General features: G+C 71.6%; 20 protein-coding genes. 5 read left to right on the top strand and 15 right to left on the bottom strand.

The features are described 5' to 3' along the window. Window position 1: 1 nt before the first annotated feature. Window positions 2-892, bottom strand: coding sequence for an oxygenase MpaB family protein (locus tag OG959_RS37470; protein ID WP_326665777.1), 891 nt, complete (start codon window positions 890-892; stop codon window positions 2-4). A gap of 217 nt (window positions 893-1,109) precedes the next feature. On the opposite strand from OG959_RS37470, the gene OG959_RS37465 reads away from it, so the two are divergent. Beyond that, window positions 1,110-1,751, top strand: coding sequence for a DUF6461 domain-containing protein (locus tag OG959_RS37465; RefSeq protein ID WP_326665775.1), 642 nt, complete (start codon window positions 1,110-1,112; stop codon window positions 1,749-1,751). Window positions 1,752-1,811: 60 nt separating this feature from the next. Here the strand turns inward: OG959_RS37465 and OG959_RS37460 are convergent, their stop codons facing one another. From OG959_RS37460 to OG959_RS37445, 4 genes are all read right to left on the bottom strand, one after another. Continuing rightward, window positions 1,812-3,077, bottom strand: coding sequence for a DUF6357 family protein (locus OG959_RS37460; protein WP_326665773.1), 1,266 nt, complete (start codon window positions 3,075-3,077; stop codon window positions 1,812-1,814). A gap of 122 nt (window positions 3,078-3,199) precedes the next feature. Next, the gene (locus OG959_RS37455) at window positions 3,200-4,378 is read right to left on the bottom strand and encodes an acyl-CoA dehydrogenase family protein (RefSeq protein WP_326665772.1); all 1,179 of its coding nucleotides are present in this window, start codon (window positions 4,376-4,378) and stop codon (window positions 3,200-3,202) included. 102 nt (window positions 4,379-4,480) lie between these two features. Next, window positions 4,481-5,638 carry a methyltransferase gene (locus tag OG959_RS37450; protein ID WP_326665770.1) on the bottom strand — a complete coding sequence of 386 codons (1,158 nt, stop codon included), beginning with the start codon at window positions 5,636-5,638 and terminating at the stop codon, window positions 4,481-4,483. Window positions 5,639-5,787: 149 nt separating this feature from the next. Continuing rightward, window positions 5,788-5,985 (bottom strand): hypothetical protein, encoded by a 198-nt coding sequence (locus OG959_RS37445; RefSeq protein ID WP_326665768.1) that lies wholly within the window; start codon window positions 5,983-5,985, stop codon window positions 5,788-5,790. A 230-nt stretch (window positions 5,986-6,215) separates the two neighbouring features. Here OG959_RS37445 and OG959_RS37440 point away from each other — a divergent pair, with 230 nt between their 5' ends. After that, window positions 6,216-7,040 (top strand): endonuclease I family protein, encoded by an 825-nt coding sequence (locus OG959_RS37440; RefSeq protein WP_326665766.1) that lies wholly within the window; start codon window positions 6,216-6,218, stop codon window positions 7,038-7,040. 15 nt (window positions 7,041-7,055) lie between these two features. Here OG959_RS37440 and glsA read toward each other — a convergent pair whose 3' ends face one another. The 3 genes from glsA to OG959_RS37425 all read right to left on the bottom strand — a co-directional run bounded on the left by glsA (window position 7,056) and on the right by OG959_RS37425 (window position 9,556). Then, complete coding sequence (gene glsA, locus OG959_RS37435; protein WP_326665764.1) at window positions 7,056-8,393, bottom strand: glutaminase A; 1,338 nt, start codon at window positions 8,391-8,393, stop codon at window positions 7,056-7,058. Between the two features lie 13 nt (window positions 8,394-8,406). After that, a complete protein-coding gene (locus OG959_RS37430) occupies window positions 8,407-8,979 on the bottom strand; it encodes a hypothetical protein (protein WP_326665762.1) in 573 nt (190 codons plus the stop codon). Window positions 8,980-9,061: 82 nt separating this feature from the next. Further along, window positions 9,062-9,556, bottom strand: coding sequence for a DUF1269 domain-containing protein (locus OG959_RS37425; RefSeq protein WP_326665760.1), 495 nt, complete (start codon window positions 9,554-9,556; stop codon window positions 9,062-9,064). Between the two features lie 121 nt (window positions 9,557-9,677). On the opposite strand from OG959_RS37425, the gene OG959_RS37420 reads away from it, so the two are divergent. After that, window positions 9,678-10,793 (top strand): baeRF3 domain-containing protein, encoded by a 1,116-nt coding sequence (locus OG959_RS37420; protein ID WP_326665758.1) that lies wholly within the window; start codon window positions 9,678-9,680, stop codon window positions 10,791-10,793. A 78-nt stretch (window positions 10,794-10,871) separates the two neighbouring features. Continuing rightward, the gene (locus OG959_RS37415) at window positions 10,872-11,195 is read left to right on the top strand and encodes a plasmid stabilization protein (RefSeq protein ID WP_326665756.1); all 324 of its coding nucleotides are present in this window, start codon (window positions 10,872-10,874) and stop codon (window positions 11,193-11,195) included. A 55-nt stretch (window positions 11,196-11,250) separates the two neighbouring features. Here OG959_RS37415 and OG959_RS37410 read toward each other — a convergent pair whose 3' ends face one another. The 7 genes from OG959_RS37410 to OG959_RS37380 form a co-directional block, all read right to left on the bottom strand. After that, entirely contained in the window at window positions 11,251-13,638 is a 2,388-nt protein-coding gene (locus OG959_RS37410; RefSeq protein WP_326665754.1) for a phosphoketolase family protein, read from the bottom strand. 34 nt (window positions 13,639-13,672) lie between these two features. Next, window positions 13,673-15,085 (bottom strand): NADP-dependent succinic semialdehyde dehydrogenase, encoded by a 1,413-nt coding sequence (locus tag OG959_RS37405; protein WP_326665752.1) that lies wholly within the window; start codon window positions 15,083-15,085, stop codon window positions 13,673-13,675. A 180-nt stretch (window positions 15,086-15,265) separates the two neighbouring features. Continuing rightward, the gene (locus OG959_RS37400; protein ID WP_326665750.1) at window positions 15,266-15,772 is read right to left on the bottom strand and encodes an ATP-binding protein; all 507 of its coding nucleotides are present in this window, start codon (window positions 15,770-15,772) and stop codon (window positions 15,266-15,268) included. A 192-nt stretch (window positions 15,773-15,964) separates the two neighbouring features. Further along, on the bottom strand, window positions 15,965-18,064 hold the full coding sequence (locus tag OG959_RS37395; RefSeq protein ID WP_326665749.1) for a xanthine dehydrogenase family protein molybdopterin-binding subunit: 2,100 nt from the start codon (window positions 18,062-18,064) through the stop codon (window positions 15,965-15,967). Between the two features lie 60 nt (window positions 18,065-18,124). Then, entirely contained in the window at window positions 18,125-19,111 is a 987-nt protein-coding gene (locus OG959_RS37390; protein WP_326665747.1) for an FAD binding domain-containing protein, read from the bottom strand. After that, window positions 19,108-19,674 carry a 2Fe-2S iron-sulfur cluster-binding protein gene (locus tag OG959_RS37385; protein WP_326665745.1) on the bottom strand — a complete coding sequence of 189 codons (567 nt, stop codon included), beginning with the start codon at window positions 19,672-19,674 and terminating at the stop codon, window positions 19,108-19,110. The genes OG959_RS37390 and OG959_RS37385 overlap by 4 nt, the downstream gene beginning before the upstream one ends. A 93-nt stretch (window positions 19,675-19,767) precedes the next feature. Then, the gene (locus OG959_RS37380) at window positions 19,768-20,160 is read right to left on the bottom strand and encodes a hypothetical protein (RefSeq protein WP_326665743.1); all 393 of its coding nucleotides are present in this window, start codon (window positions 20,158-20,160) and stop codon (window positions 19,768-19,770) included. 199 nt (window positions 20,161-20,359) lie between these two features. Between OG959_RS37380 and OG959_RS37375 the strand changes: the two genes are divergently transcribed. Continuing rightward, on the top strand, window positions 20,360-20,692 hold the full coding sequence (locus OG959_RS37375; protein WP_326665741.1) for a DUF6479 family protein: 333 nt from the start codon (window positions 20,360-20,362) through the stop codon (window positions 20,690-20,692). The last annotated feature ends 155 nt before the right edge of the window (window positions 20,693-20,847 follow it).

The raw sequence follows: 20,847 nt of genomic DNA, 5'->3' as shown, positions 1-20,847 counted from the left end.
CCTACTGTTGCTGCGCCCTCCCCGGCCCGTCCAGTATGGCTGCCTGCCTTTTCAGTGTGTACGGGGTGGGGCGGCTGCCGGGTCCGAGTCGCGCCATCGCGTTCACAATGTGACCGGGCGGGAGTTTCCAGCGGAGCCTCGACGGAATGGCCCGCAGGGCGGTTCCGGTGGTCCGAAGACGACGGTCGACGGTGGCCACGGGCGGCACCGGTCTGCCGTACAGCTCGTGGGCGAACGGGGGCAGCGACTGGTAGGCCAGGGCCGCCACGCGCCGCCACAGTACGGCGCGCGCCGGTACGAGCAGCGGGTGGACGGGGGGCCGGCGCAGGAACGCGTCGACGTCCAACGCCTCGGGCGAGGAGGCCAGTCGGGGCCGCATCCGCTCGAAATAGGCGGCGAGCTGCGCGGTGGTCGCGGGCACTTCGGACGGATCGAGGCCGACGAGGCGGGCGCCGGTACGGTGTTCGTCGACGTACCGGTCGGCCTGTGCGTCGGTGAGCGGGTAGCCGGAGCGCCGTTCGACCTGGAGATAGGAGTCTGCCTCCGCGCAGTGCACCCACAGCAGCAGCTCCGGTTCGTCGACGCCGTACGTCTCGCCGGTCAGCGGGTCGGTGGCCTTCAGGAACCGGTGGATCTTCCGGACCCGGGCTCCGGCCTTCTCGGCGGCATCGGTCGTCCCATAGGTGATCGTCCCGACGAACCCCGCCGTGCGCATCAGGCGGCCCCAGGCGTCCTCGCGGAAGTCGGAGTTCTGCATGACGCCGCGCACCGCGCGCGGGTGGAGCGCCTGAAGGTACAGGGCGCGTACGCCGGCGACCCACATCATCGGGTCACCGTGCAGCTGCCAGGTGACCGATGCGGGCCCGAAGAGCCCGGGGTCGGCGTCCGTCATATGCGCGTTCCTCCTGTTCGCACCACGCGGTGGGGTGCACGTAGCGGTCACACCCCATGGCAACGACTGTGGGCCCGTGTTCGTGCCGTGCGACGCATGACGAACGACCGCGACCTGCACGGTTCCGAAGCCGTACATTGCTGATCGCCGGGTGGACACGGATCCAGGCTCTCCCCGGGCCGCCCGGCCCCATGTTGCGTACGGAAGGAGAGCAACGGTGTCCGACGGTCTTGCCTGGGTCGCGGATGCCTGGCGGAGCGCGACGATGAACGCCGGTGACCTGTACATCACCTGCGCCCGCGGCCTGAGCCCTGAGCAGTTGGCCGAACGCATCGCCGACCACGCACCTGTCGAGATCGGCCCTGCCCTGACCCTGCACGAAGCGTCCCGCATGGTCGACCTCACGCGGATCTTCTGCGCCGGCCGCATCGGCCGGAGCGACGACTGGTCGTTCATCGTCGAATGCGGAGGCAGCGAAGGCTGGGCCCTGGACCCGACGGTCTCCCGCGGCGCCGAGGTCCTGATCCTCGACCCCCGGCCGGACGATCCGCCCTCCTTCTTCACGTACCTGGCCGACGGGGAGGTGCAGCTGCACTTCGAGTTGGGGTTCGGCTACGACCCTGCGGGAGCCCGGCCCGGCCTGCTGCGGCCGGCGCTGGAAGAGGCCGGGCTCATCCCGCCGGAAGACTCCCTCGACGACCTGCCCGGTGACGACGAGGAGTTGCCGCCCGGCGAACAGAAGCGCCGGGTACTGGCGGTCGCCGGTGAACACTTCGGGCTCTCCCTTCCCCGGCAGCTCATCGAGAGCGGGCAGCTTCCCACCGTGGTCACCCGCATCTCGCCTCCCTCGTCCTGGTAACCGCTGTCCCCGCTCCTTCGCAGTTCCTTCCGACGGCGCGTGCGCCGGCTCCCGCCAGGGCTACCGGGCGGCGTCGCGTCGTCGGCGCGCGCGTTCGAGATCGGCGGCATCCGACATCCAGGAGCCGTGCTCGTCGAGCGCGGCGCAGCCGCCCCGGACGAAGGCGCTCAGCAGCTTCCGGTACCCGCCCATGCCGTCGACCAGGCTGTACTCGACCCGGTACTCCGGATCCGACCCGCCTTCGCCCTTGCGCGCTGTCGTGATCCGGGCGATGGAGTCCGCGTAGAAGTGGAACTGAAGCCCTTCGCCCATCGCCTCGTCCTCGATGGTGAACACTTCGTTGTCGCCTGCATAGTGATCGCCGACGAACTCCCAGAACTCCGCGGTGGCGGTCCGGGACTGGCTCCGCAGCCACTTCTTCTCGGCATCCTTGTCGTCGGTGAACAACAGGCTTGTCTTCCGCGCGCTCCCACCGGACTCGGCGCGGTCACCGACAGCCTCCTCGTCATCGTCCATGGGCGCGCTCCTGGTGCGGTCGACGGCCTCCGAGCACATCAGGAAGCTCACGGTCTGCACCGCGTCGTCGACGAGCTCGGGGTACACGCCGCGCACGGCCACTTCGACCGTCGCCGCCATCCGCTCCCAGTCGCGTTTGTCCGTTCCGCGCTTTCCCCGTCGCGGGTCGCGGCCGATCCGCAGGCCGGCGCATGCCTGCTCCGCGGTGGCGATCACGCGCATGACCTCGGGCAGCAGCGCGGGGTCGACGGCATCGGGCAGCCGCTTCGGAATCGTCGCACCGTGCAGGTACTGGCCCGTGTACATCAAAAGCGCGGCGTCGAGGATGCCGAGTACCTGCCCGCGCTCGGCGCGACGGCGGTCCGCGTGGTACTTCTGAGTGCGTTTCGCGTCGGACCTCTCGGTCGCCGATCGCATCGCCGCGCAGACCTGGCCGCGCTCCAGCAGATCGATGTCGGCTCCGTGGGAGATGAGCGGGCCCCTGGCCCACCGGATCCGCCGGAAGGTCGCGTCGACGTCCGCCGGCGCGGAAAGGAGGACCGGATCCAGGAGCGCGACGGCGGCGTTCTCGTCGAGCGGGCCCCGGGTTCCGGCCGCGTCGCACAGCGGAAGGACCGCGCTCCACAGCAGCAGGTGCCGGGCCAGGTCCTCCCGGATCACCGCAAGGTGGGCTTCGCCGATCGGGAACGTGAAGGTGCGGGGGTCATGGTTGGCGTCGGCCCCGGCACCGAGCATCAGCTGCAGCTCGCCGCCCTCGCGGATCACGTTCGGGATCCAGCCGCTGCGGCGCGTGAAAACGATGTCCCTCATGGCCTCAGTCTTCCCCATCAGGTCATGTGCGTGGGCAAGAGGTGGTTCCGGCACCGGTCCGTCCCTCACCGGTCGGCGGTCGGCCGGCGGGAAACGGGCAGCCTGATCGCGTCACAGGCCCTTCAGCGGCGTACCCGCGGCATCCCGAGGCCGATCCACGAGATGATCTCCCGCTGGATCTCGTTGTTGCCGCCGCCGAAGGTGAAGATGACGGCGGACCGGTATCCGCGTTCGAGTTCGCCGTGCAGGACGGCGCCCGCGGAGCCCTCCTTGAGCGGTCCGGCCGAGCCGACGACCTCCATGAGCCAGGCGTACGCGTCGCGGCGCGCCTCGGAGCCGTAGACCTTGACCGCGGAGGCGTCCTGCGGGGTGAGGGTGGCGTGCTGGACGGCGGACACCATCTGCCAGTTGAGGAGCTTCATCGCGTCGAGCCGGACATGGGTGCGGGCCAGGCGGGCGCGGACCCAGCCGAGGTCGATGACGCGGCGGCCGTCGGCGAGGCGGGTTTCGGCGGCCCAGCGACGGACGTTGTGCAGGGCGCGGATGGCCATGGTGCCGTGGGCGGCGAGGGTGACGCGTTCGTGGTTGAGCTGGTTGGTGATGAGCCGCCAGCCCTTGTTCTCCTCGCCGACCCGGCGGGACACGGGGACGCGGACGTTCTCGTAGTAGCTGGCGCTGGTGTCGTGCGAGGCGAGGGTGTTGATCAGGGTGCAGGAGTAGCCGGGGTCGGACGTCGGCACGAGGAGCATGGTGATGCCCTTGTGGGGCGGAGCGTCCGGATCGGTGCGGGCGGCGAGCCAGACCCAGTCCGCGGTGTCGCCGTTGGTCGTCCAGATCTTCTGTCCGTCGACGACGTACGTGTCGCCGTCGCGCACCGCCCGGGTCTTGAGGGCGGCGAGGTCGGTGCCGGCGTCGGGTTCGCTGTAGCCGATCGCGAAGTCGAGCTCCCCGGCCAGGACCTTCGGCAGGAAGTAGGCCTTCTGCTCGTCCGTGCCGAACTGCATGATCGTCGGGCCGACGGTGTTGAGGGCCATCAGCGGGAGCGGCACGCCCGCCTGGGCCGCCTCGTCGAAGAAGATGAACTGTTCCATGGGCGAAAGACCCCGGCCGCCGTACTCCGTGGGCCAGCCGACCCCGAGCCAGCCGTCGGCGCCCAGGCGGCGGATCGTCTCGCGGTAGAAGCGCTTCTGGGCGGCCGGATCGGCATAGCGCGCGTAGGCGTTGTCGGGGACCAGGGCAGCGAAGTACGCATGCAGTTCGGTGCGCAACTGCTGCTGTTCAGGCGTGTATTCGAGGTGCACGGCCCCTCCAGGAGTCTCGCTTCGCGTCGCCCGTGTGCGGCGGCGCACACAGTAGAACGTGTTGCAAGAATCCGGAAGGGGCGCGGGCCGGCTGCCCTGATGTCAGCGTTTGACGGCGCGCAGCACGACGAACTTGGGGTCGCCGGCCACCGTGGTGCAGTTGCCGAAGATCCGGCGGAGCTGGGTGTGGTAGGCGAGATGCCGGTTGCCCACCACCCACAGTTCGCCGCCCTGGCGCAGCGCGGTGCGCGCGCCGTGGAACATGGTCCGGGCGGTCGCGTCCGTGGTGGCCTGGTGCGAGTGGAACGGCGGGTTGCAGAGGACGAGGTCGGCGCCGCCGGGCTCCGCACCGGTCAGCCCGTCCCCGACCACGAAGCGGGCCTCGGTGTCCGGTCCGGCGTTGGCCCGGAAGGTCGCCTCGGCCGAGGCGAGTGCCTGGTAGGACTCGTCGACGAAGGTGAGTGAGGCCTCGGGATTGGCGAGTGCGGCGGCCAGGCCGAGCACTCCGTTCCCGCAGCCGAGGTCGACGACCCGGTCGGGGCCGCTGCGCACCGGAAGGTGCTTGAGGAAGAAGCGGGTGCCGATGTCTAGCCGCTCGGCACAGAAGATCCCGGCATGGTTGACCACCGTGCGGCCGGCGACGGCCCCGACGTCGTCGGGCAGCTCGTAGTGGTACGGCCAGGGGCTGGGGGTGCGGGCCAGGGAGGGGTCCGGCGTGCAGTGGATGAGCCGGGCCTTCTTGACCGCGAGCGAGGTGCGGGTGGGGCCGATGATCCGCTCGAACAGCTTGAGGGTGGAGGTGTGGATCTCCTTCACCATCCCGGTCCCGATGACGACCGTGCCGGCGTGGACGGCGGGGGCGAGCCGGTGCAGCTGGTCCTCGAGGAGCGCGAGGCTCTTGGGCACGCGGACGAGCAGGACGTCGATCCGGTCCGGCGGCGTCTCACGGGCGGACAGCAGGTGCACGGCATCGGGGTCGGTGCCGTTGCGTTCCAGGTTCGCCGCCGTCGCCCGCTGCGCGAGGTAGGAGTCGGTGATCTGTACGGGGCGGTGCGCGGCCAGCGCCGTGGCCAGCGCGCCCCAGCGGTCGCCGAGGATCACGACGCTGCCGGAGAGGACTACCGGCTCGGCCCCGTCGATCCCCTCCAGGTGCCGCAGCAGGTATTCGTCGGCCGCGTCCCATGCTCGGAACGGGTCGCGGGGGTTCTCGGGGAATCGGGCGAGGTCGTAACCGGCCCCTGACGTCGTCAAACGGTTCATATTGTGTTCAGGCTAACCGAGCAGCGCCGTACGCCCGCACAACCTGCCGCCGGCGAGCGCCCGCACCGGCTCCCCGCCCCGCTGCGGCCCGGCGCCCGCGCGCCGCCGACGGATGCCGGTGACCACGACGGGCGCCGGGCCGAGAGGGTCTACGGCAGCTGCTTGTCGATGGCCGCCCTGCCCTCCCTGGCAAGCCTGCGTTCCGCCCACTCGAGATTCCGGGGTGTCAGGTCGCGCCCGGAGGCGAGGACCACGTCCTCCGCCGAGGGATGGTCGCTGGCACCGGTGTGCAAAAGGCTGTCGGGGGTCACGCCCCGTACGGATACGGATTCGGGCTCGTCACTCATGCCGCCTCCTCGTCCTTGCGGCAATTCTCGCCCCCCGCCGACAGGGGCGCATCCGAGGCCCGCCCCCGACGCTCACTTGACCTGCACATGATAGGTACGCAGTGTTCACACCTCGGTCACGGTGCGTGTGGAAGGCTCCCGCTGACCACCAAGCAACACGACCACCGCGGAGCCGCCCCCCACCCTGTGACGGCGCCGCGGTGCCCGTATTTCCGGAGAGGACACCCCACATGTCCCGTCGTCACCTTTTCCACCGGCGCCCCGTACTGGCCACGCTCGCCGCCTTCGCGGTGCTCGGCGGAACCGCTGCGGCCGCACCGGCCACGACACCGCAGGTCCCGGCGCGGTCCGCCGGCCCGCTCGGCGCCCTGGACGACACGTACTACCAGGACGCGCTCGGCAAGACCGGCACCGCGCTCAAGGGCGCCCTGCACACGATCATCAGCGACCAGACCAAGCTCAGCTACAGCCAGGTGTGGGACGCGCTCAAGGCCACCGACGAGGACCCGGCCAACTCCTCGAACGTGATCCTCCTCTACACCGGCCGCTCCGAACCCAAGAGCGACAACGGCGGCAACGTCGGCCAGTGGAACCGGGAGCACGTCTGGGCCAAGTCGCACGGCGACTTCGGCACGGCCACGGGCCCCGGTACGGACGTCCACCACCTGCGCCCGGAAGACGTGTCGGTCAACTCCACACGCGGCAACAAGGACTTCGACAACGGTGGCACCGAGCTGGGCGGCGCGCCCGGCAACTACACCGACGGAGACTCCTTCGAACCGCGCGACGCGGTCAAGGGCGACGTGGCCCGCATGATCCTCTACATGGCGGTGCGCTACGAGGGCGACGACTCGTTCGCCGACCTCGAACCCAACGACAGCGTGTCGAACGGCTCCGCACCGAACATCGGCCGGCTCTCGGTACTGAAGACGTGGAGCGAGCAGGACCCGCCGGACACCTTCGAGCAGCGGCGCAACGACGTCATATTCGATCAGTTCCAGCACAACCGGAACCCGTTCATCGACCACCCCGAGTGGGTCGAAGCCATCTGGTGACCTGACCCTCCCGGCTCAGCCCGAGGCCGTCGCCGCGCACCGGGCGACGGCCTCCTCGCGGGAAGCGAAGGAGCGTGTGGCCCCGGCCTGCTCGCCCGGCTCCCGGAGGCGGCCGTCCGGATCGGCCACGGCGGTGCGCCTGCCGTCGGCGGCGAGCCGGGCCAGTCCGCTGCGCAGCATCGCCCGGGCCACGGTGTCGATGTCCGTCACCCGCACCAGGTCGAGCACCACGGCGCCGGCCCGTCCGGTTCCCGCCTCGTCCAGGGCGTACAGGACCCGCTCCGCGGCGGTGAAGTCCAGTGCTCCCTGGGCGGCGGCGACCGCCACCCGGCCTCGGTCGGGGTGCCCTCTCCCGGTCTCCGGCCCGCCCGGAAGCTCCGCGGAGGTGGTGACCAGGGTGACGGTGGAGCCCGCCAGCGCCGGGTTGTGCATCAGGTGCAGGCCGAGGCGCTCCGAGAGCGTCCCGATCGCCAGACGTCCCCGCACGGACGTCCCGGTCCGGTCGAGCAGCGGGCTGTACGTCGCCAGCCCGAACCTGGCCGGCCCGGCGGCGATCACCCCGCCGGACACCCCGCTCTTGGCGGGCAGCCCCACGCGGAGCAGCCAGTCGCCCGACGCGTCGTACATGCCGCAGGTCGCCATCACGGCGAGCACCTGGGCGGCGACGGGTTCGGCCACCATCCTCTCCCCGGTGAGCGGGTTGACGCCGCCGTGCGCCAGGGTCGCCGCCATCGCGGCGAGATCCAGGGCCGTGACCCGTACCGAACACTGCCGGAAGTACGTCTCCACCGCCGCCACCGGGTCCACGGGCAGGGGCCCGGTACTGCGGATGAGGTAGGCGAGAGCGCGGTTGCGGTCGCCGGTGGCGGCCTCGGAGGCGTACACCTCCTCGTCGACGTCGAGCCTCCGGCCGGCGAAGCGGCTCAGGCAGTCGAGGATGCGTCCGAACCTCGGCGCGACGGGGGTGTCCGGGATGAGGGCCGTGGTGACGATGGCACCGGCGTTGACCATCGCGTTGGCCGGGCGCCCGGTGCCGCGCTCCAGGCTGATGGCGTTGAACGCCTCGCCGCTGGGCTCGGCGTTCACCCAGCGGGACACCTCGTCGAGACCCAGGAGGGACAGGGCCAGGGCGTAGACGAACGGCTTCGACACCGACTGGATGGTGAACGGGACACCGGCATCGCCCGTGCTGTACCGGTGACCGTCCATACTGATCAGGGCCAGGCCGAAGGCGCCCGGGTCGGCGAGGGCCAGTTGCGGGATGTGGTCCGCCAGCTCGCCTTCGCCGACCCCGGCGTACCTGGAGTGCAGTTCTCGCAGCGCGTCCGTGACCGCGCCGGTGGCAGGGCTCACCCGGTCCCGGCCGTCAGCCGCGCTCGGCCTGGGCGATCCGGGGGAACGACTTGACGCCGGCGGCCTTGCGGCTGTTGGCGTGCTGACTGACCGTCCGGTCCGGCGGTGCGTCGGCGAAGCCGAGCACCACGGAGTCGAGGACCTTGCCGGACGCGTCCACGAACTCGACCCGCACGGCATAGAAGGCGGGCTCGTCGGTGCGGTTGGTCACCCGCACGAGGGCACTGCGGAACTGCTCCGATGCCACGACCGGGAGTCCGTTGACGGAAACGTCCTCGACGGCGTTGCCCTTGCCCTCGACTCCCTCCAGCGTCGCAACCGCCTTCTGCCGGTTGCGTTCCACATCGGCGGAGACCGAGGCCGCGAAGTCGTCCTGGGTGCGCGGACTCTCGGTGGCCGTGGCCGTGGCCGTCCTGGCCGGCTCCGGGGACACGGTCTGGATGCTTCGGGCCGTGCCCTGCGACGAGCTGTCGTCGCTGCCGCAGGCCGCGGTGCCGGCGACGATCAGCGCGGCGAGCAGGGCGGGGGTCAGGCTGCGGGCGGCGCGGCGGCCGGAGGCACGCCGCGCGGGACTGGTCTGGTTCACGGACGCTCCGTCTGCTCGGAAGTACATAGGGGAGTAGGGGCCGACGAGAGGGGGGTCGGCCGCGGGGCCGCTTCCGGGGTGGTCATGCCGCGTCCTCGCCGAAGACGTCGCGGAGCCGCTGCTCGCCGAGGCTGTCCAGATTGCTGTGGAGCAGCTCGGCTCCGCCGCCGGGGAGCGCCTCGCCGATCCGGTCGGGCACCTCGTTCATGGTGAGCAGGAACAGGGCCGAAGTGCCGGGCGTGATCTTCTCCTTGACCTCGGCGATGAAGTCGTCGTCGATCCCGACATCGGCCAGCTTTCCGCCGAGCGCTCCGGCGGCCGCGCCGATGGCCGCGCCGAGCAGCGGCATCAGGAAGATCAGCCCGAACAGCATGCCCCAGAAGGTGCCGCTGAGAGCGCCCGCGCCGACCAGGTTGAGCAGCTGTTTCGTGCGCGGCTTGGCACGGTCGGCGGGCCAGCTGACGACGGCGGCGTCGAGGATCTTGATCAGTCCCTCCTTCTGAAGGGATTTCAGCGCTGTCTCCACGTCCTCCGCGCCTTCGGCCGACTGGAACTTCCACACGGTGAGCGTGGACATCGCGCATACCTCCCGGACCCGGAATGACCAACTCGCCCATATTAGGATCAAAAGGTATGAATTGACTCGTCGAATCACCCGCTCGCACGGCAGTGCGCACAAGTCCCCCGGGAGGGAACTGATGGATACGGACGCCCTGACCGCCGGTCTGTTGCAAGAGCTCCGCGCGGCCAAGCCCTATCCGGCCCTGTCCCTGACCATGCCGACGCACCGGCGCGCACCGGACAACGCCCAGGACGCCGTACGGCTGCGCAACCTGGTGTCCGAGGCCGGCAGCCGGCTCGACGCAGACTCCGACGCCGGCCGCGAGGTGCGCGCGGCGGTCAAGCAGCAGCTCGACCGCGCGGTCGACGAGGTCGATCCGCGCCGCGCCCTGGACGCTCTGGTCATCCTCGCGACGGCCGACGAGTTCCAGATCTGGCAGCTGCCCCGCACCGCACCCGAACGAGTGGTGCTCAGCGACACCTACCTGACCCGCAACCTGGTCGCCGCGAAGGCGCAGGCGCAGCCGTTCTGGACGCTGACCGTGTCCGCGGACCACGCCGCCCTGTTCAGCGGCACGTCCGACGCCGCGCACGAGGAGCACATCGGCGGCTTCCCGCTGACGGCTCCGCACGAGGTCCCCAACCCGCAGCGCGAGGAACGGATCGGCGACACACCGAGCACGTTCACCGACGAGGAGACCCGGCACTTCATGCGCACGGTGGACGAGAAGCTGCGCGGGGTACTGGCCACCGATCCTCGCCCGCTCTACCTGGTGGGCCTCGCCCCCGCGCTCGCGCTGCTCGACGAGGTCGGCGAGGCCGCCAAGGACGCGGTGGGCCGGGTCACCAAGGGCGCCCCCGCCGACACCTCGCCCAGCGATCTGCTGACCGAGCTCCGCCCCGCGCTGGAGGCCCGGCAGAAGCGGTTCGCCGCGGAGATCGACGGCAAGCTGGACGAAGCCCGCGGGCGGCGTGCCTTCGCCGGCGGCCTCGACGAGGTGTGGGCCGCCGTACGGGAGGGGCGTGCCGGCCTGGTGGCGGTGGAGGAGCACTACCAGCAGACGGTCCGGGTCGACCGGGAGCACCTGGTGCCGGTGAACGGCGACGCGGCGGACCCGGCGGACGGCAACGTCCGCGAGGACATCGTCGACGAGCTGGTCGAAGCGGCGCTGGACAGCGGCGCCGACGTCGTCTTCGTCGCGGACGACTCGCTCAAGGAGCACGGACGGATCGCTGCGGCACTGCGCTACTGAGCCGATGGCTCCGGCCCGGCCCCTTTTGCCACACTGGAGGTGTCCCCCGGGCCGAAGCCACCGAGAGGAGAACGCGTCATGCCACGCGGATCGAATCGGAAGCGGGAACGGCAGTACGAGCACATCAAGGAGAGCGTCCAGGAGCGCGGCGTCGGCGAGGACCGCGCCGAGGAGATCGCCGCCCGGACCGTGAACAAGGAGCGCGCCCGCGCCGGTGAGTCGCGGACCGCGAGCCGTACGTCGGTCGAGGACATCCCGTCCTCGCGGCGTGGCGGACTCCGCTCGCACAGCGGCGCCGCGGGCCCCACCCGCGACCAGCTCTACGAAGAGGCGAAGCACAGGAACGTCAAGGGGCGTTCGTCGATGACGAAGGCGGAGCTGGCCCGCGCGGTCGGCCGCTGACCCCCCGCACGGCGAAGGCCCGGACGGCGTGTCCGTCCGGGCCTTCGCCGTGCGCTCACCCCTCCCAGGTCCAGTCCGCCACCTCCGGCAGGTCCGTGCCGTGGGCGCGGATCCAGTCGTGGTGGCGGGACCGGGTGTCCGCCATCTCCTGGCGCACCTCCGCGGCACGGACCCCCAGGCCGGGGACACGGTCGATGACGTCCATGACCAGGCGGTAGCGGTCGAGGTCGTTGCGGACCACCATGTCGAAGGGCGTGGTGGTCGTGCCCTCCTCCTTGTAGCCCCTGACGTGCAGCTGGGCGTGTCCGGTGCGGCGGTAGGCCAGCCGGTGGATCAGCCAGGGATAGCCGTGGTAGGCGAAGATCACCGGCTTGTCGCGGGTGAACAGGGCGTCGTACTCGGAGTCCGGCATCCCGTGCGGGTGCTCGGAGTGGGGCATGAGGCGGGCGATGTCGACGACGTTCACCACCCGGACGGACAGTTCCGGCAGATGCCGTCGCAGCAGTCCGGCGGCCGCGATGACCTCCAGGGTGGGGACGTCCCCGGCGCAGGCGAGCACGACGTCGGGGCCGCGGCTGCCGTCCTCGGTGCCCGCCCACTCCCAGACACCCGCGCCGCGTGCGCAGTGCGCGCGGGCCCGGTCGAGGGTGAGCCAGTCGAAGCCGGGCTGTTTGCCCGCCACGATCACGTTCACGTAGTCCCGGCTGCGCAGTACGTGGTCGGCCACGGAGAGCAGGGTGTTCGCGTCCGGGGGCAGGTAGACGCGTACGACCTCGGGGCTCTTGTTCAGGATGTGGTCGACGAAGCCCGGATCCTGGTGCGAGAAGCCGTTGTGGTCCTGGCGCCAGACGTGCGAGGTGAGCAGGTAGTTGAGGGAGGCGATGGGGCGGCGCCAGGGCAGCCGGCGCGAGGTCCGCAGCCACTTGATGTGCTGGTTGACCATCGAGTCGACGATGTGGGCGAACGCCTCGTAGCAGGAGAAGAGTCCGTGCCGGCCCGTGAGCAGATAGCCCTCCAGCCAGCCCTGGCACAGGTGCTCGGAGAGCACTTCCATGACCCGGCCGTCGCGGGCGAGATGCTCGTCGGTCGGGAGGGCGGCCGCCTGCCAGGCCTTTCCGGTGGCCTCGTAGAGCGCGTCGAGGCGGTTGGAAGCGGTCTCGTCGGGGCCGACGACCCGGAAGTCCCGCCGGCCGGCGGTGGCCGCCATGACGGCCTCCAGCAGGCCGCCGAGGACCCGGGTCGGTTCGTGGAGGACGGTCCCCGGCTTGTCCACCCGCACGGCGTGCTCGTCGAGGGCCGGCATGGGCAGATCGCGCAGCAGCAGACCGCCGTTGGCGTACGGGGTGGCGCCGAGCCGCGCCTCGCCCTCCGGTACACAGGCGAGTACCTGGTCCGTGGGGCGTCCTTCGGTGTCGAAGAGTTCCTCGGGCCGGTACGAGCGCAGCCACCGCTCCAGCTGCCGCAGGTGCTCAGGGTTGTCGCGAACCCCGGGCAGCGGGACCTGGTGGGCGCGCCAGGTGCCCTCGACGGGCAGTCCGTCGACCTCGGCGGGGCCGGTCCAGCCCTTGGGGGTACGCAGCACGATCATGGGCCAGCGCGGGCGTCCGGTCTCGCCGCCGGTCCGGGCGGCGTCCTGGAGCTCCCGGATGCGGTCGACGGCGCGGTCCATCGCGGCGGCCATCGCCCGGTGCACCGTGAGGGGGTCGTCCCCCGCCACGTACAGGGGTTCGTGCCCGTAGCCGCGCAGCAGGGCGTCGAGTTCCGTCTCGGGGAGGCGGGCGAGCACGGTCGGGTTGGCGATCTTGTAGCCGTTGAGGTGGAGGACCGGAAGGACGGCCCCGTCATGGACGGGATCGAGGAACTTGTTGGCGTGCCAGGATCCGGCGAGCGGTCCGGTCTCCGCCTCGCCGTCTCCGATGACGCACGTGACCAGCAGGTCCGGGTGGTCGAGTGCGGCGCCATAGGCGTGGGCCAGGGCGTAGCCCAGTTCGCCGCCCTCGTGGATGGAGCCGGGGGTCTCCGGCGCGACGTGGCTGGGTACGCCGCCGGGGAAGGAGAACTGCTTGAACAGCAGCGCCATCCCCGCCGCGTCCCTGCTGACGTCGGGGTACGTCTGCGAGTAACTGCCCTCCAGCCAGGAGTTGGCGAGGACGGCGGGACCGCCGTGCCCGGGGCCCCAGACGCAGAGCGCGTCGGTGCCGCGCGAGGCGATCACGCGGTTGAGATGGGTGTACACGAGATTGAGCCCCGGTGAGGTGCCCCAGTGTCCGAGCAGCCGGGGTTTGATGTCCTCGGGGACCAGCGGCCGGGCCAGCAGCGGGTTGTCCATCAGGTAGATCTGGCCGACGGCGAGATAGTTGGCCGCCCGCCAGTGCGCGTCGAGCGCGGCGATCTCCTCGTCGGTCGGACCGGTCGTCGGCGAGGTCGGCGGGGCGTCACTCATGGTCACCTCTCAGTGGACGGGAGCGGTGGTCCGGTTACCTCGGCTCGGGGCCGTACCAGACGGTGGTGGCGTTGCAGAACGCACGGATGCCGTGACCGGCCAGCTCACGTCCGTATCCGGAACGCTTCACCCCGCCGAACGGCAGCGCGGGGTGCGAGGCCGTCATGCCGTTGAAGAACACACCGCCCGCCTCCAGGTCACGGATGCAGCGCCGGCTCTCCTCGGCGTCGCGGGTCCAGACGTTGGAACTGAGCCCGAAGGGCGTGTCGTTGGCCAGCGCCAGGGCCTCGTCGAGGCTCTCGGCCCGGTAGAGCGTGGCGACCGGGCCGAAGGTCTCCTCGTGATGGATGCGCATGGCGGGAGTGATCCCGGCGAGAACCGTCGGGGCGTAGAACCAGCCGCGCTCCAGTCCGCCGGTCAGGCCCTCGGGCCGGCCGCCGCCGCACAGGGCGGTCGCGCCGTGGCGTACGGCGTCGTCGACGAGCTCCTCCAGGTCGGTGCGCCCCTGTTCGCTGGCGAGCGGACCGATGTCGGTGGACTCCTCCAGCGGATCGCCGACGCTCAGGTCGCGCATGCCCACGCTGAAACGTTCGGCGAACTCCTCGTACACCTCCGTGTGCACGATGAACCGCTTGGCCGCGATGCAGGACTGTCCGTTGTTCTGGACACGGGCGGTGACCGCCGTGCGGGCTGCCTTGGCCACGTCGGCGGAGGGCAGGACGAGATAGGGGTCGCTGCCGCCGAGCTCCAGGACGGTGGGCTTGACCTCGTCCCCCGCGACGGCCGCCACGGCGCGGCCGGCCGGTTCGCTGCCGGTCAGGGTCGCCGCGGCCACCCTGCGGTCGCGCAGGATCGCCTCGACCGCTCCGGAGCCCACCAGAAGGGTCTGGAAGCACCCGGCGGGGAATCCGGCCCGGTGGAACAGGTCACCCAGGTACAGCGCGGTCTGCGGCACGTTCGAGGCGTGCTTCAGCAGCCCCGTGTTGCCGGCCATGAGTGCGGGGGCCGCGAACCGCACGACCTGCCAGAGCGGGAAGTTCCACGGCATCACGGCGAGCACGGTGCCCAGCGGCCGGTAGTGGACGTACGCGCGGGAGGCACCGGAGTCCTCGACATCGGCGGGCGAGGAGTGCTCGTCAGCGAGGAGTCCCTCGGCGTGGGCCGCGTACCAGCGCATGGCCTTGGCACACTTCGCCGCTTCGGCCCGGGCGGCCTTGAGGGGCTTGCCCATCTCCAGGGTCATGGTGCGGGCGATGTCCTGCTGGTCCTCGTCGAGGAGGTCCGCGGCGCGGTTGAGCAGCCGGGACCGTTCGCCGAACCCGGTGGTGCGGTAGGTGCGGAAAGCGGCGTCCGCCGCGGCGAGCCGCCGCTCGATCTCGTCCGCTCCCTGGGCGTCGAACGTTCTGAGGGTCTCGCCGTTCGCGGGGTTGACCGTCGCGATGGGCATGACTGTGGCCTCCTTGCCTCGGTACTTCGACCGTGCCGCGCCACCGACGCCGGCGCAACGCGGGCCCCCGCCCTCCGCATACCCGACCGGCGCGGACCATGCATGCCTGAGGCATGCGATCCGCGCCGGAAGGGGGCAGGGGTGGGTCGGGGGCGTCGGGGCCGCTCCGTGCGGCGCGCCTCAGACGAGGACGGGGGCGTCGGTCCGGGCCGGGGCGGCCGTGGGGAGCTCCTCGACCACGGCGGCCGGCGCCCGGCGCGACTCGCGGACGCCGGGCAGCGGCGGCAGCGGCACCAGCTCGATGTGCTGGGGCTCCTGCGCGTAGCGGGTGAACCAGACGACCTTGCCCTCGGCCGTCCGGCAGGTGCCCCAGCTGTCACTGAGGGCCATGACGCGGCTGAGGCCGCCGCCCTCCTGGAGCAGCCGCGGCATGTCGGAACCGTTGTCGGCGACGGAGACCGTGAGGTGCCGTCCGGACCAGCGGAGTTCGAGGACACAGGTGTTGTCGTCGCCGACGTGCCGCTGGACGTTGGTCAGCAGCTCTTCCACAGCACGGCACACGGGCCGGATGTGGAGTTCGAGACTCCAGTGGCGGAGGTGTGCGGCGACTATCCGTCGCAGCTGGGACACACGCTCTGCCGATACCTGGAGTTCGACCAGATAGTGCCGGTCGAGTGGAACGGTCATCGTCGAGGCTCCTCACATCGAGGCCCACATGCTTCGCCCCGTTGAACGAACGACCCCCGAATACGAAGAGTGAGCAGATGTCACTTCTGGGTCACTCCTCAGGGTGAGGCCGCAGGGCCGGATGCGCAACACAACCGACCCCGCACCCCCGGTGACCGGCACATTCGTGTCCGGTGGACAGGGGTGCCGGCCTCAGTACAGGGCGGACAGCACCCGGTCCGGAGTGAGCGGGAGCGTGCGCAGCCGGACGCCGGTGGCGTGATGGAAGGCGTTGCCGAGGGCCGCGGCCGCGCCGACGATGCCGATCTCCCCGATGCCCTTGCTGCCCATCGGATTGAGGTGCGGGTCGTCCTCGTCGATCCAGTGCGCCTCCAGGCCGGTCACATCGGCGCAGGCCGGCACGTGGTACGAGGCGAGATCGCTCTCGGTGAAGTCCCCGAAGACCGGGTCGAGCGAGCTGCTCTCGGTCAGGGCCATACCGAGCCCCATGGTCATGCCGCCGATGAACTGGGAGCGTGCGGTACGGGAGTTGAGGATGTGACCGGCGGCGAAGACCCCGAGCATCCGGCGTACGCGGACCTCACCGGTCCGCGAGTCGACCGCGGCCTCCGCGAAGTGGGCTCCGAACGCGTGGCGTGCGTAGGGCGACTCCTCGGCCGTCTCCTCGGCGGTGTCCGCGGTGACGGTCACTCCGGCGGCCGGCAGCGGTCCGGAACTCTCGCCGAGCCGCTCCACGAGGGCGGTGGCCGCCTTGTGCACGGACCAGCCCCAGGAGGCGGTGCCGGAGGAGCCGCCGGCCAGCGGGGCGTCCGGCAGATCGCTGTCCCCGATGTCGACGGTCACGTTCTCCACCGGCGTCTCCAGCACGTGTGCGGCGATCTGGGCCAGGACCGTCCGGGCGCCGGTGCCGATGTCGGTGGCGTTGACGGCGATGCGGTAGGAGCCGTCGGGGGCCGCGTGCGCCGAGGCGTGGGAGGCGGCGGCGAGGACGGGGTACGTGGCGGCGGCGACGCCCGTGCCGAGCAGCAGGGCGCCTTCCCGGCGGACCGCCGGACGCGGGTCGCGGTCGTGCCAGCCGAAGCGGGCGGCACCGTCCCGGAGACAGGCGGCGAGACCGCGACTGCTGAACGGCTTGCCGGAGTCGGGCTCGGCGGCCGGATCGTTGCGCAGGCGCAGTTCGACGGGGTCGAGCCCGAGCGCCGACGCGAGTTCGTCCATGGCTGATTCGAGGGCGTACATGCCGGACGCCTCACCCGGGGCGCGCATCCAGGACGGGCTCGGCACATCGAGCGCGGCGACCCGGTGGACGGTCCGGCTGTGCGCGGATCCGTACATCACGCGGGCCGGGACGGCGGCCTGTTCCACGAACTCCTTGACGGTGGAGGTGTGCGTGATGATCTCGTGGGCCACCGAGGTGAGGGTCCCGTCGCTCGAAGCCCCGAGCCGGACGCGCTGCACGGTGGGTGCCCGATGGCCGACGACGGCGGCCATGTGGCGCCGGGGCATGGCCAGTTCCACGGGATGTCCCGTGTGGAGCGCGGCCATGGCGGCGAGCACGGCCTGGGGACGCGGAGTGCCCTTGCTGCCGAAGCCGCCGCCGACGTGCTGCGACACGACGGTGACCTGGTCCGGCCGGAGTCCGAACACGGTGGCGAGGCTGTCGCGCACCTTGGTGGCGCCCTGGCTGGAGTCGTACAGGGTGAGGCGCCCGTCCTGCGACCAGAGAGCGGTCGTGGCGTGCGGCTCCATGGGGTGGTTGTGCAGCGGGCCACTCGTGTACGTGGCGTCCACCTGGACGGGCGCCGCGGCGAACGCGCGGTCGACGTCGCCACGTTCCCGCACGGCCGGGTACCCGCCGTTGGCGGTCTCCGGCGTGTACAGGCCGGCGTGGTCGGCGGTGAGGACGGCGTCGTGCGCGGCGGTCTCATAGGTGATGTCCAGCGCCTCGGCGCCGGCCCGTGCGCCTTCGAGGGTGTCGGCCACCACCAGAGCGATCTGCCAGCCGCGGTGCGGCACACGGTCGTTCTGGAGCACGGCGAGGATCGGGTCGTCCGGCTCCCGGGTCCTTGGCGCGTTCTCGTGGGTGAGGACGGCGTGCACACCGGGGAGGGCGAGGGCGTCGGCGGTCCGGATCGCGGCGACCCGGCCGCAGGGCACGGTGGCGGGCACCGGCCAGGCGTACAGGCAGCCGGGCAGGTTGCGTTCGGCTGCGTAGCGGGCGACGCCGGTCACCTTGTCCCGGCCCTCACGGCGGACGACGGGGGCGCCGAGCGGCTGGGGGGCGTGGCTCATGGCGGAATCCTCGGCTGTTCGGGGGGCACCCGTCGGCGGGTGCCCCGGGGGCGTGCGTCTTCAGGCGCGGGTGGTGAGTGCGGCCAGGGCGTCGACGGCCAGGTGCCGGGCCAGAGTCACCTTGAACGCGTTGTCGCGCAGCGGCCGGGCCGCGGCCAGTTCGGCGTCCACCGCGCTCAGGTACACGGCGTCCCCCGCGGGTGCGCCGTGCAGGGCCTCCTCGGCGGTGCGGGCGCGCCACGGCCGGTGGGCGAGTCCGCCGAACGCCAGGGCGGCGTGCTCGATCCGCCCGTCGCGCACACGAAGGACGGCCGCCACGGAGGCGAGGGCGAACGCGAACGAGGCACGGTCGCGGGCTTTGCGGTAGAGGGAGACCGTGCCCTCGGGAAGCGGAGGAAGGACCACCTCGGTGATCATTTCGTCCGGCCGGATCACGGTGTCCGCACTCGGGTCGTCCCCCGGCAGACGGTGGAACTCGGTGACGGCCACCGTCCGTTCGCCATCCGGTCCGTGCAGGAGCACCACGGCGTCGAGGGCCGCGAGCGCCACTGCCATGTCCGAAGGGTGGGTGGCCACGCACGCGGTCGAATGACCGATGACCGCGAGGTCGCGGTGGGCGCCCTCACGGGCCGGGCAGCCGCTGCCGGGTTCCCGCTTGTTGCAGGGCTTCGACGTGTCCTGGAAGTACGGGCAGCGGGTGCGCTGGAGCAGGTTGCCGCCGGTGGTGGCGGTGTTGCGCAGTTGGCCCGAGGCTCCGGCCAGCAGCGCCTGGGAGAGCGCGGGATAGCGGGTACGGACAGCGGGGTGGGCGGCCAGATCGCTGTTGCGGACGGTGGCCCCGATGCGCAGTCCGCCGTCGGCCGTGTCCGTCACCCGGTCCAGCGGCAGCCGGCTGACATCGATGAGGAGGCCGGGACGCTCCACGCCGAGTTTCATCAGGTCGACCAGGTTGGTGCCGCCGCCGAGGAACCGGGCCCCGGGTCGGGCGGCGCTCTCGCGGACCGCTTCGGCGACCGATGCCGCGCGCACATAGGCGAAGGGCTTCATGACGCGACATCCCCGATCGCCTCGACGATACGGGGGTACGCGCCGCACCGGCACAGGTTGCCGCTCATCCGTTCGCGGATCTCGGCGGCGTCGAGTGCCACCGGGACGGTGACGGGCGCGGTGGGCGCGGTCGCGTGGGACGGGAAGCCGTCCTGCGCCTCGCCCAGAACGCCGACGCCCGAGCAGATCTGCCCGGGCGTGCAGTAACCGCACTGGAGCGCGTCGCGCGCCACGAAGGCCTCCTGGAGCGGGTGCAGCCGGTCGCCCTCGGCCAGGCCCTCGACCGTGGTGATCCGGGCCCCGTCCTGCGCCACGGCCAGCAGCAGACAGCTGTTGGCGCGCCGCCCGTCCACGAGCACGGTGCACGCGCCGCACTGGCCGTGGTCACAGCCCTTCTTCGCCCCGGTCAGGCCCAGGTGCCCGCGCAGCGTGTCCAGGACCGTGGTGCGGTGGTCGAGCGTCAGGGTGTGATCGGTTCCGTTGATGTTCAGGGTGAGGGTGGAACGGTGGCCGGTTGCCCGCCCCTCCCCCTCGCCGCTCCTCCCCCGGCTGGTCGGGTCCACGTGACGACACCTTTCGAGAGGTAGTTTTGTCTGCTTTCTACCAGTCCGGTGGCGGCTCCGCGTCGTGAACCCGGGGGCGGCGCGGCGTTCGGCCTACTTGTTCCTCAGCCGCAGCCGGACCTCTTCCTCCTGGTCGCCGGAGACCGTGCCGACGACCTGCACGGCGAAGGCGCCCGCCAGGCCCTGCCGGAGCCGGTCGACCGCCCAGTAGCCGCCCTGCGCGTCGACGGTGACGGGCTCGCCGAGCCGCACCGACCCGGACACCACCCGGGCCTCGGCGACGTCGACGGTCACGACCCATGCCGTGGGCCGCTTGCCGTCGACGTCGTGGGGTACGTCGACCGAGGCCCGGTCGGTGACGAAGGCGGCCCGCAGCACGTCGAAGACCGTGCGCGCGTCGTCCTTCCCGCACCCGCTGACGACGACCGACACCTCGCGGCCGTCCCGGCTCTCCTCGGACTGCTGCTTTTCCTGTGTGCTGTTCACCGCGGTTCCTTCCCAAGGGGTCACTTCCAGGCTCGCCCCGCGGGCGGACGCCTGCGACACGGGCGGCCCGGAAGCCCCGCGGGTACCCGTGAACGAGCAGCCCACACCGTTCCAAACATTTTCGGCGGCTATATCCACTTAAAACATGAATTCGATGCCAGAGTCGAGTGACTGCCTCGCCCTGGGGTATCCGGCAAGCATGGATGTATCGGATGGAGCCCTGAATTCCCTGGCCATCACCCTCGCGGACGGACGGGGCGCGACCGGGGCGGTACTGGGCGTCGTCGGCGTGGTCCTGGTGGCCGTGCTGATCGGCGCCTTCTGGCTGGGCAAGCGGCGGCGCGACCAGGAACTGCCGCCGCCCCGGCCCGAGGAGCAGCCGTTGGCACCGGACCATCGCACGCACGTCGAGGAACCCGACGTCCACGGTGACGACGCCTTCCCCGCCGATGGCCGGGGGCTGTCGCCCTACGAGCTCGGTGAGCACGGTCACGAGCCCCAGCACCGGGACGACGACGAGCGTCGCGACTGAGCGGCCCGCCGCGTACGGACCGAAGCAGGCGCAATCCCGGATCGGTGGCCTTCCCCCCGGAAGCCCCCTCCTCCCGGGCGCCCGCGCCTGCGACCTCTCGGCCGCGCCGCCGCGTGTTGCGGGAGCGGCCGCCCGCGGAGAGGCTGGTGGGGGCC

Origin of the sequence: Streptomyces sp. NBC_00385 (assembly GCF_035917155.1) — a bacterium.
Classification (GTDB): domain Bacteria; phylum Actinomycetota; class Actinomycetes; order Streptomycetales; family Streptomycetaceae; genus Streptomyces; species Streptomyces poriferorum.
The sequence above is the reverse complement of the archived record's forward strand: the minus strand, read 5'-3'. Positions and strand labels throughout refer to the sequence as shown.

Coding starts and splice junctions, on each gene's coding strand:
- OG959_RS37470 (WP_326665777.1), bottom strand. CDS start 892: ATGACGGACGCCGACCCCGGGCTCTTCGGGCCCGCATCGGTCACCTGG.
- OG959_RS37395 (WP_326665749.1), bottom strand. CDS start 18,064: ATGAGCCACGCCCCCCAGCCGCTCGGCGCCCCCGTCGTCCGCCGTGAG.
- OG959_RS37390 (WP_326665747.1), bottom strand. CDS start 19,111: ATGAAGCCCTTCGCCTATGTGCGCGCGGCATCGGTCGCCGAAGCGGTC.
- OG959_RS37420 (WP_326665758.1), top strand. CDS start 9,678: ATGGATACGGACGCCCTGACCGCCGGTCTGTTGCAAGAGCTCCGCGCG.
- OG959_RS37410 (WP_326665754.1), bottom strand. CDS start 13,638: ATGAGTGACGCCCCGCCGACCTCGCCGACGACCGGTCCGACCGACGAG.
- OG959_RS37375 (WP_326665741.1), top strand. CDS start 20,360: ATGGATGTATCGGATGGAGCCCTGAATTCCCTGGCCATCACCCTCGCG.
- OG959_RS37400 (WP_326665750.1), bottom strand. CDS start 15,772: ATGACCGTTCCACTCGACCGGCACTATCTGGTCGAACTCCAGGTATCG.
- OG959_RS37440 (WP_326665766.1), top strand. CDS start 6,216: ATGTCCCGTCGTCACCTTTTCCACCGGCGCCCCGTACTGGCCACGCTC.
- OG959_RS37450 (WP_326665770.1), bottom strand. CDS start 5,638: ATGAACCGTTTGACGACGTCAGGGGCCGGTTACGACCTCGCCCGATTC.
- OG959_RS37425 (WP_326665760.1), bottom strand. CDS start 9,556: ATGTCCACGCTCACCGTGTGGAAGTTCCAGTCGGCCGAAGGCGCGGAG.
- OG959_RS37460 (WP_326665773.1), bottom strand. CDS start 3,077: ATGAGGGACATCGTTTTCACGCGCCGCAGCGGCTGGATCCCGAACGTG.
- OG959_RS37405 (WP_326665752.1), bottom strand. CDS start 15,085: ATGCCCATCGCGACGGTCAACCCCGCGAACGGCGAGACCCTCAGAACG.
- OG959_RS37445 (WP_326665768.1), bottom strand. CDS start 5,985: ATGAGTGACGAGCCCGAATCCGTATCCGTACGGGGCGTGACCCCCGAC.
- OG959_RS37415 (WP_326665756.1), top strand. CDS start 10,872: ATGCCACGCGGATCGAATCGGAAGCGGGAACGGCAGTACGAGCACATC.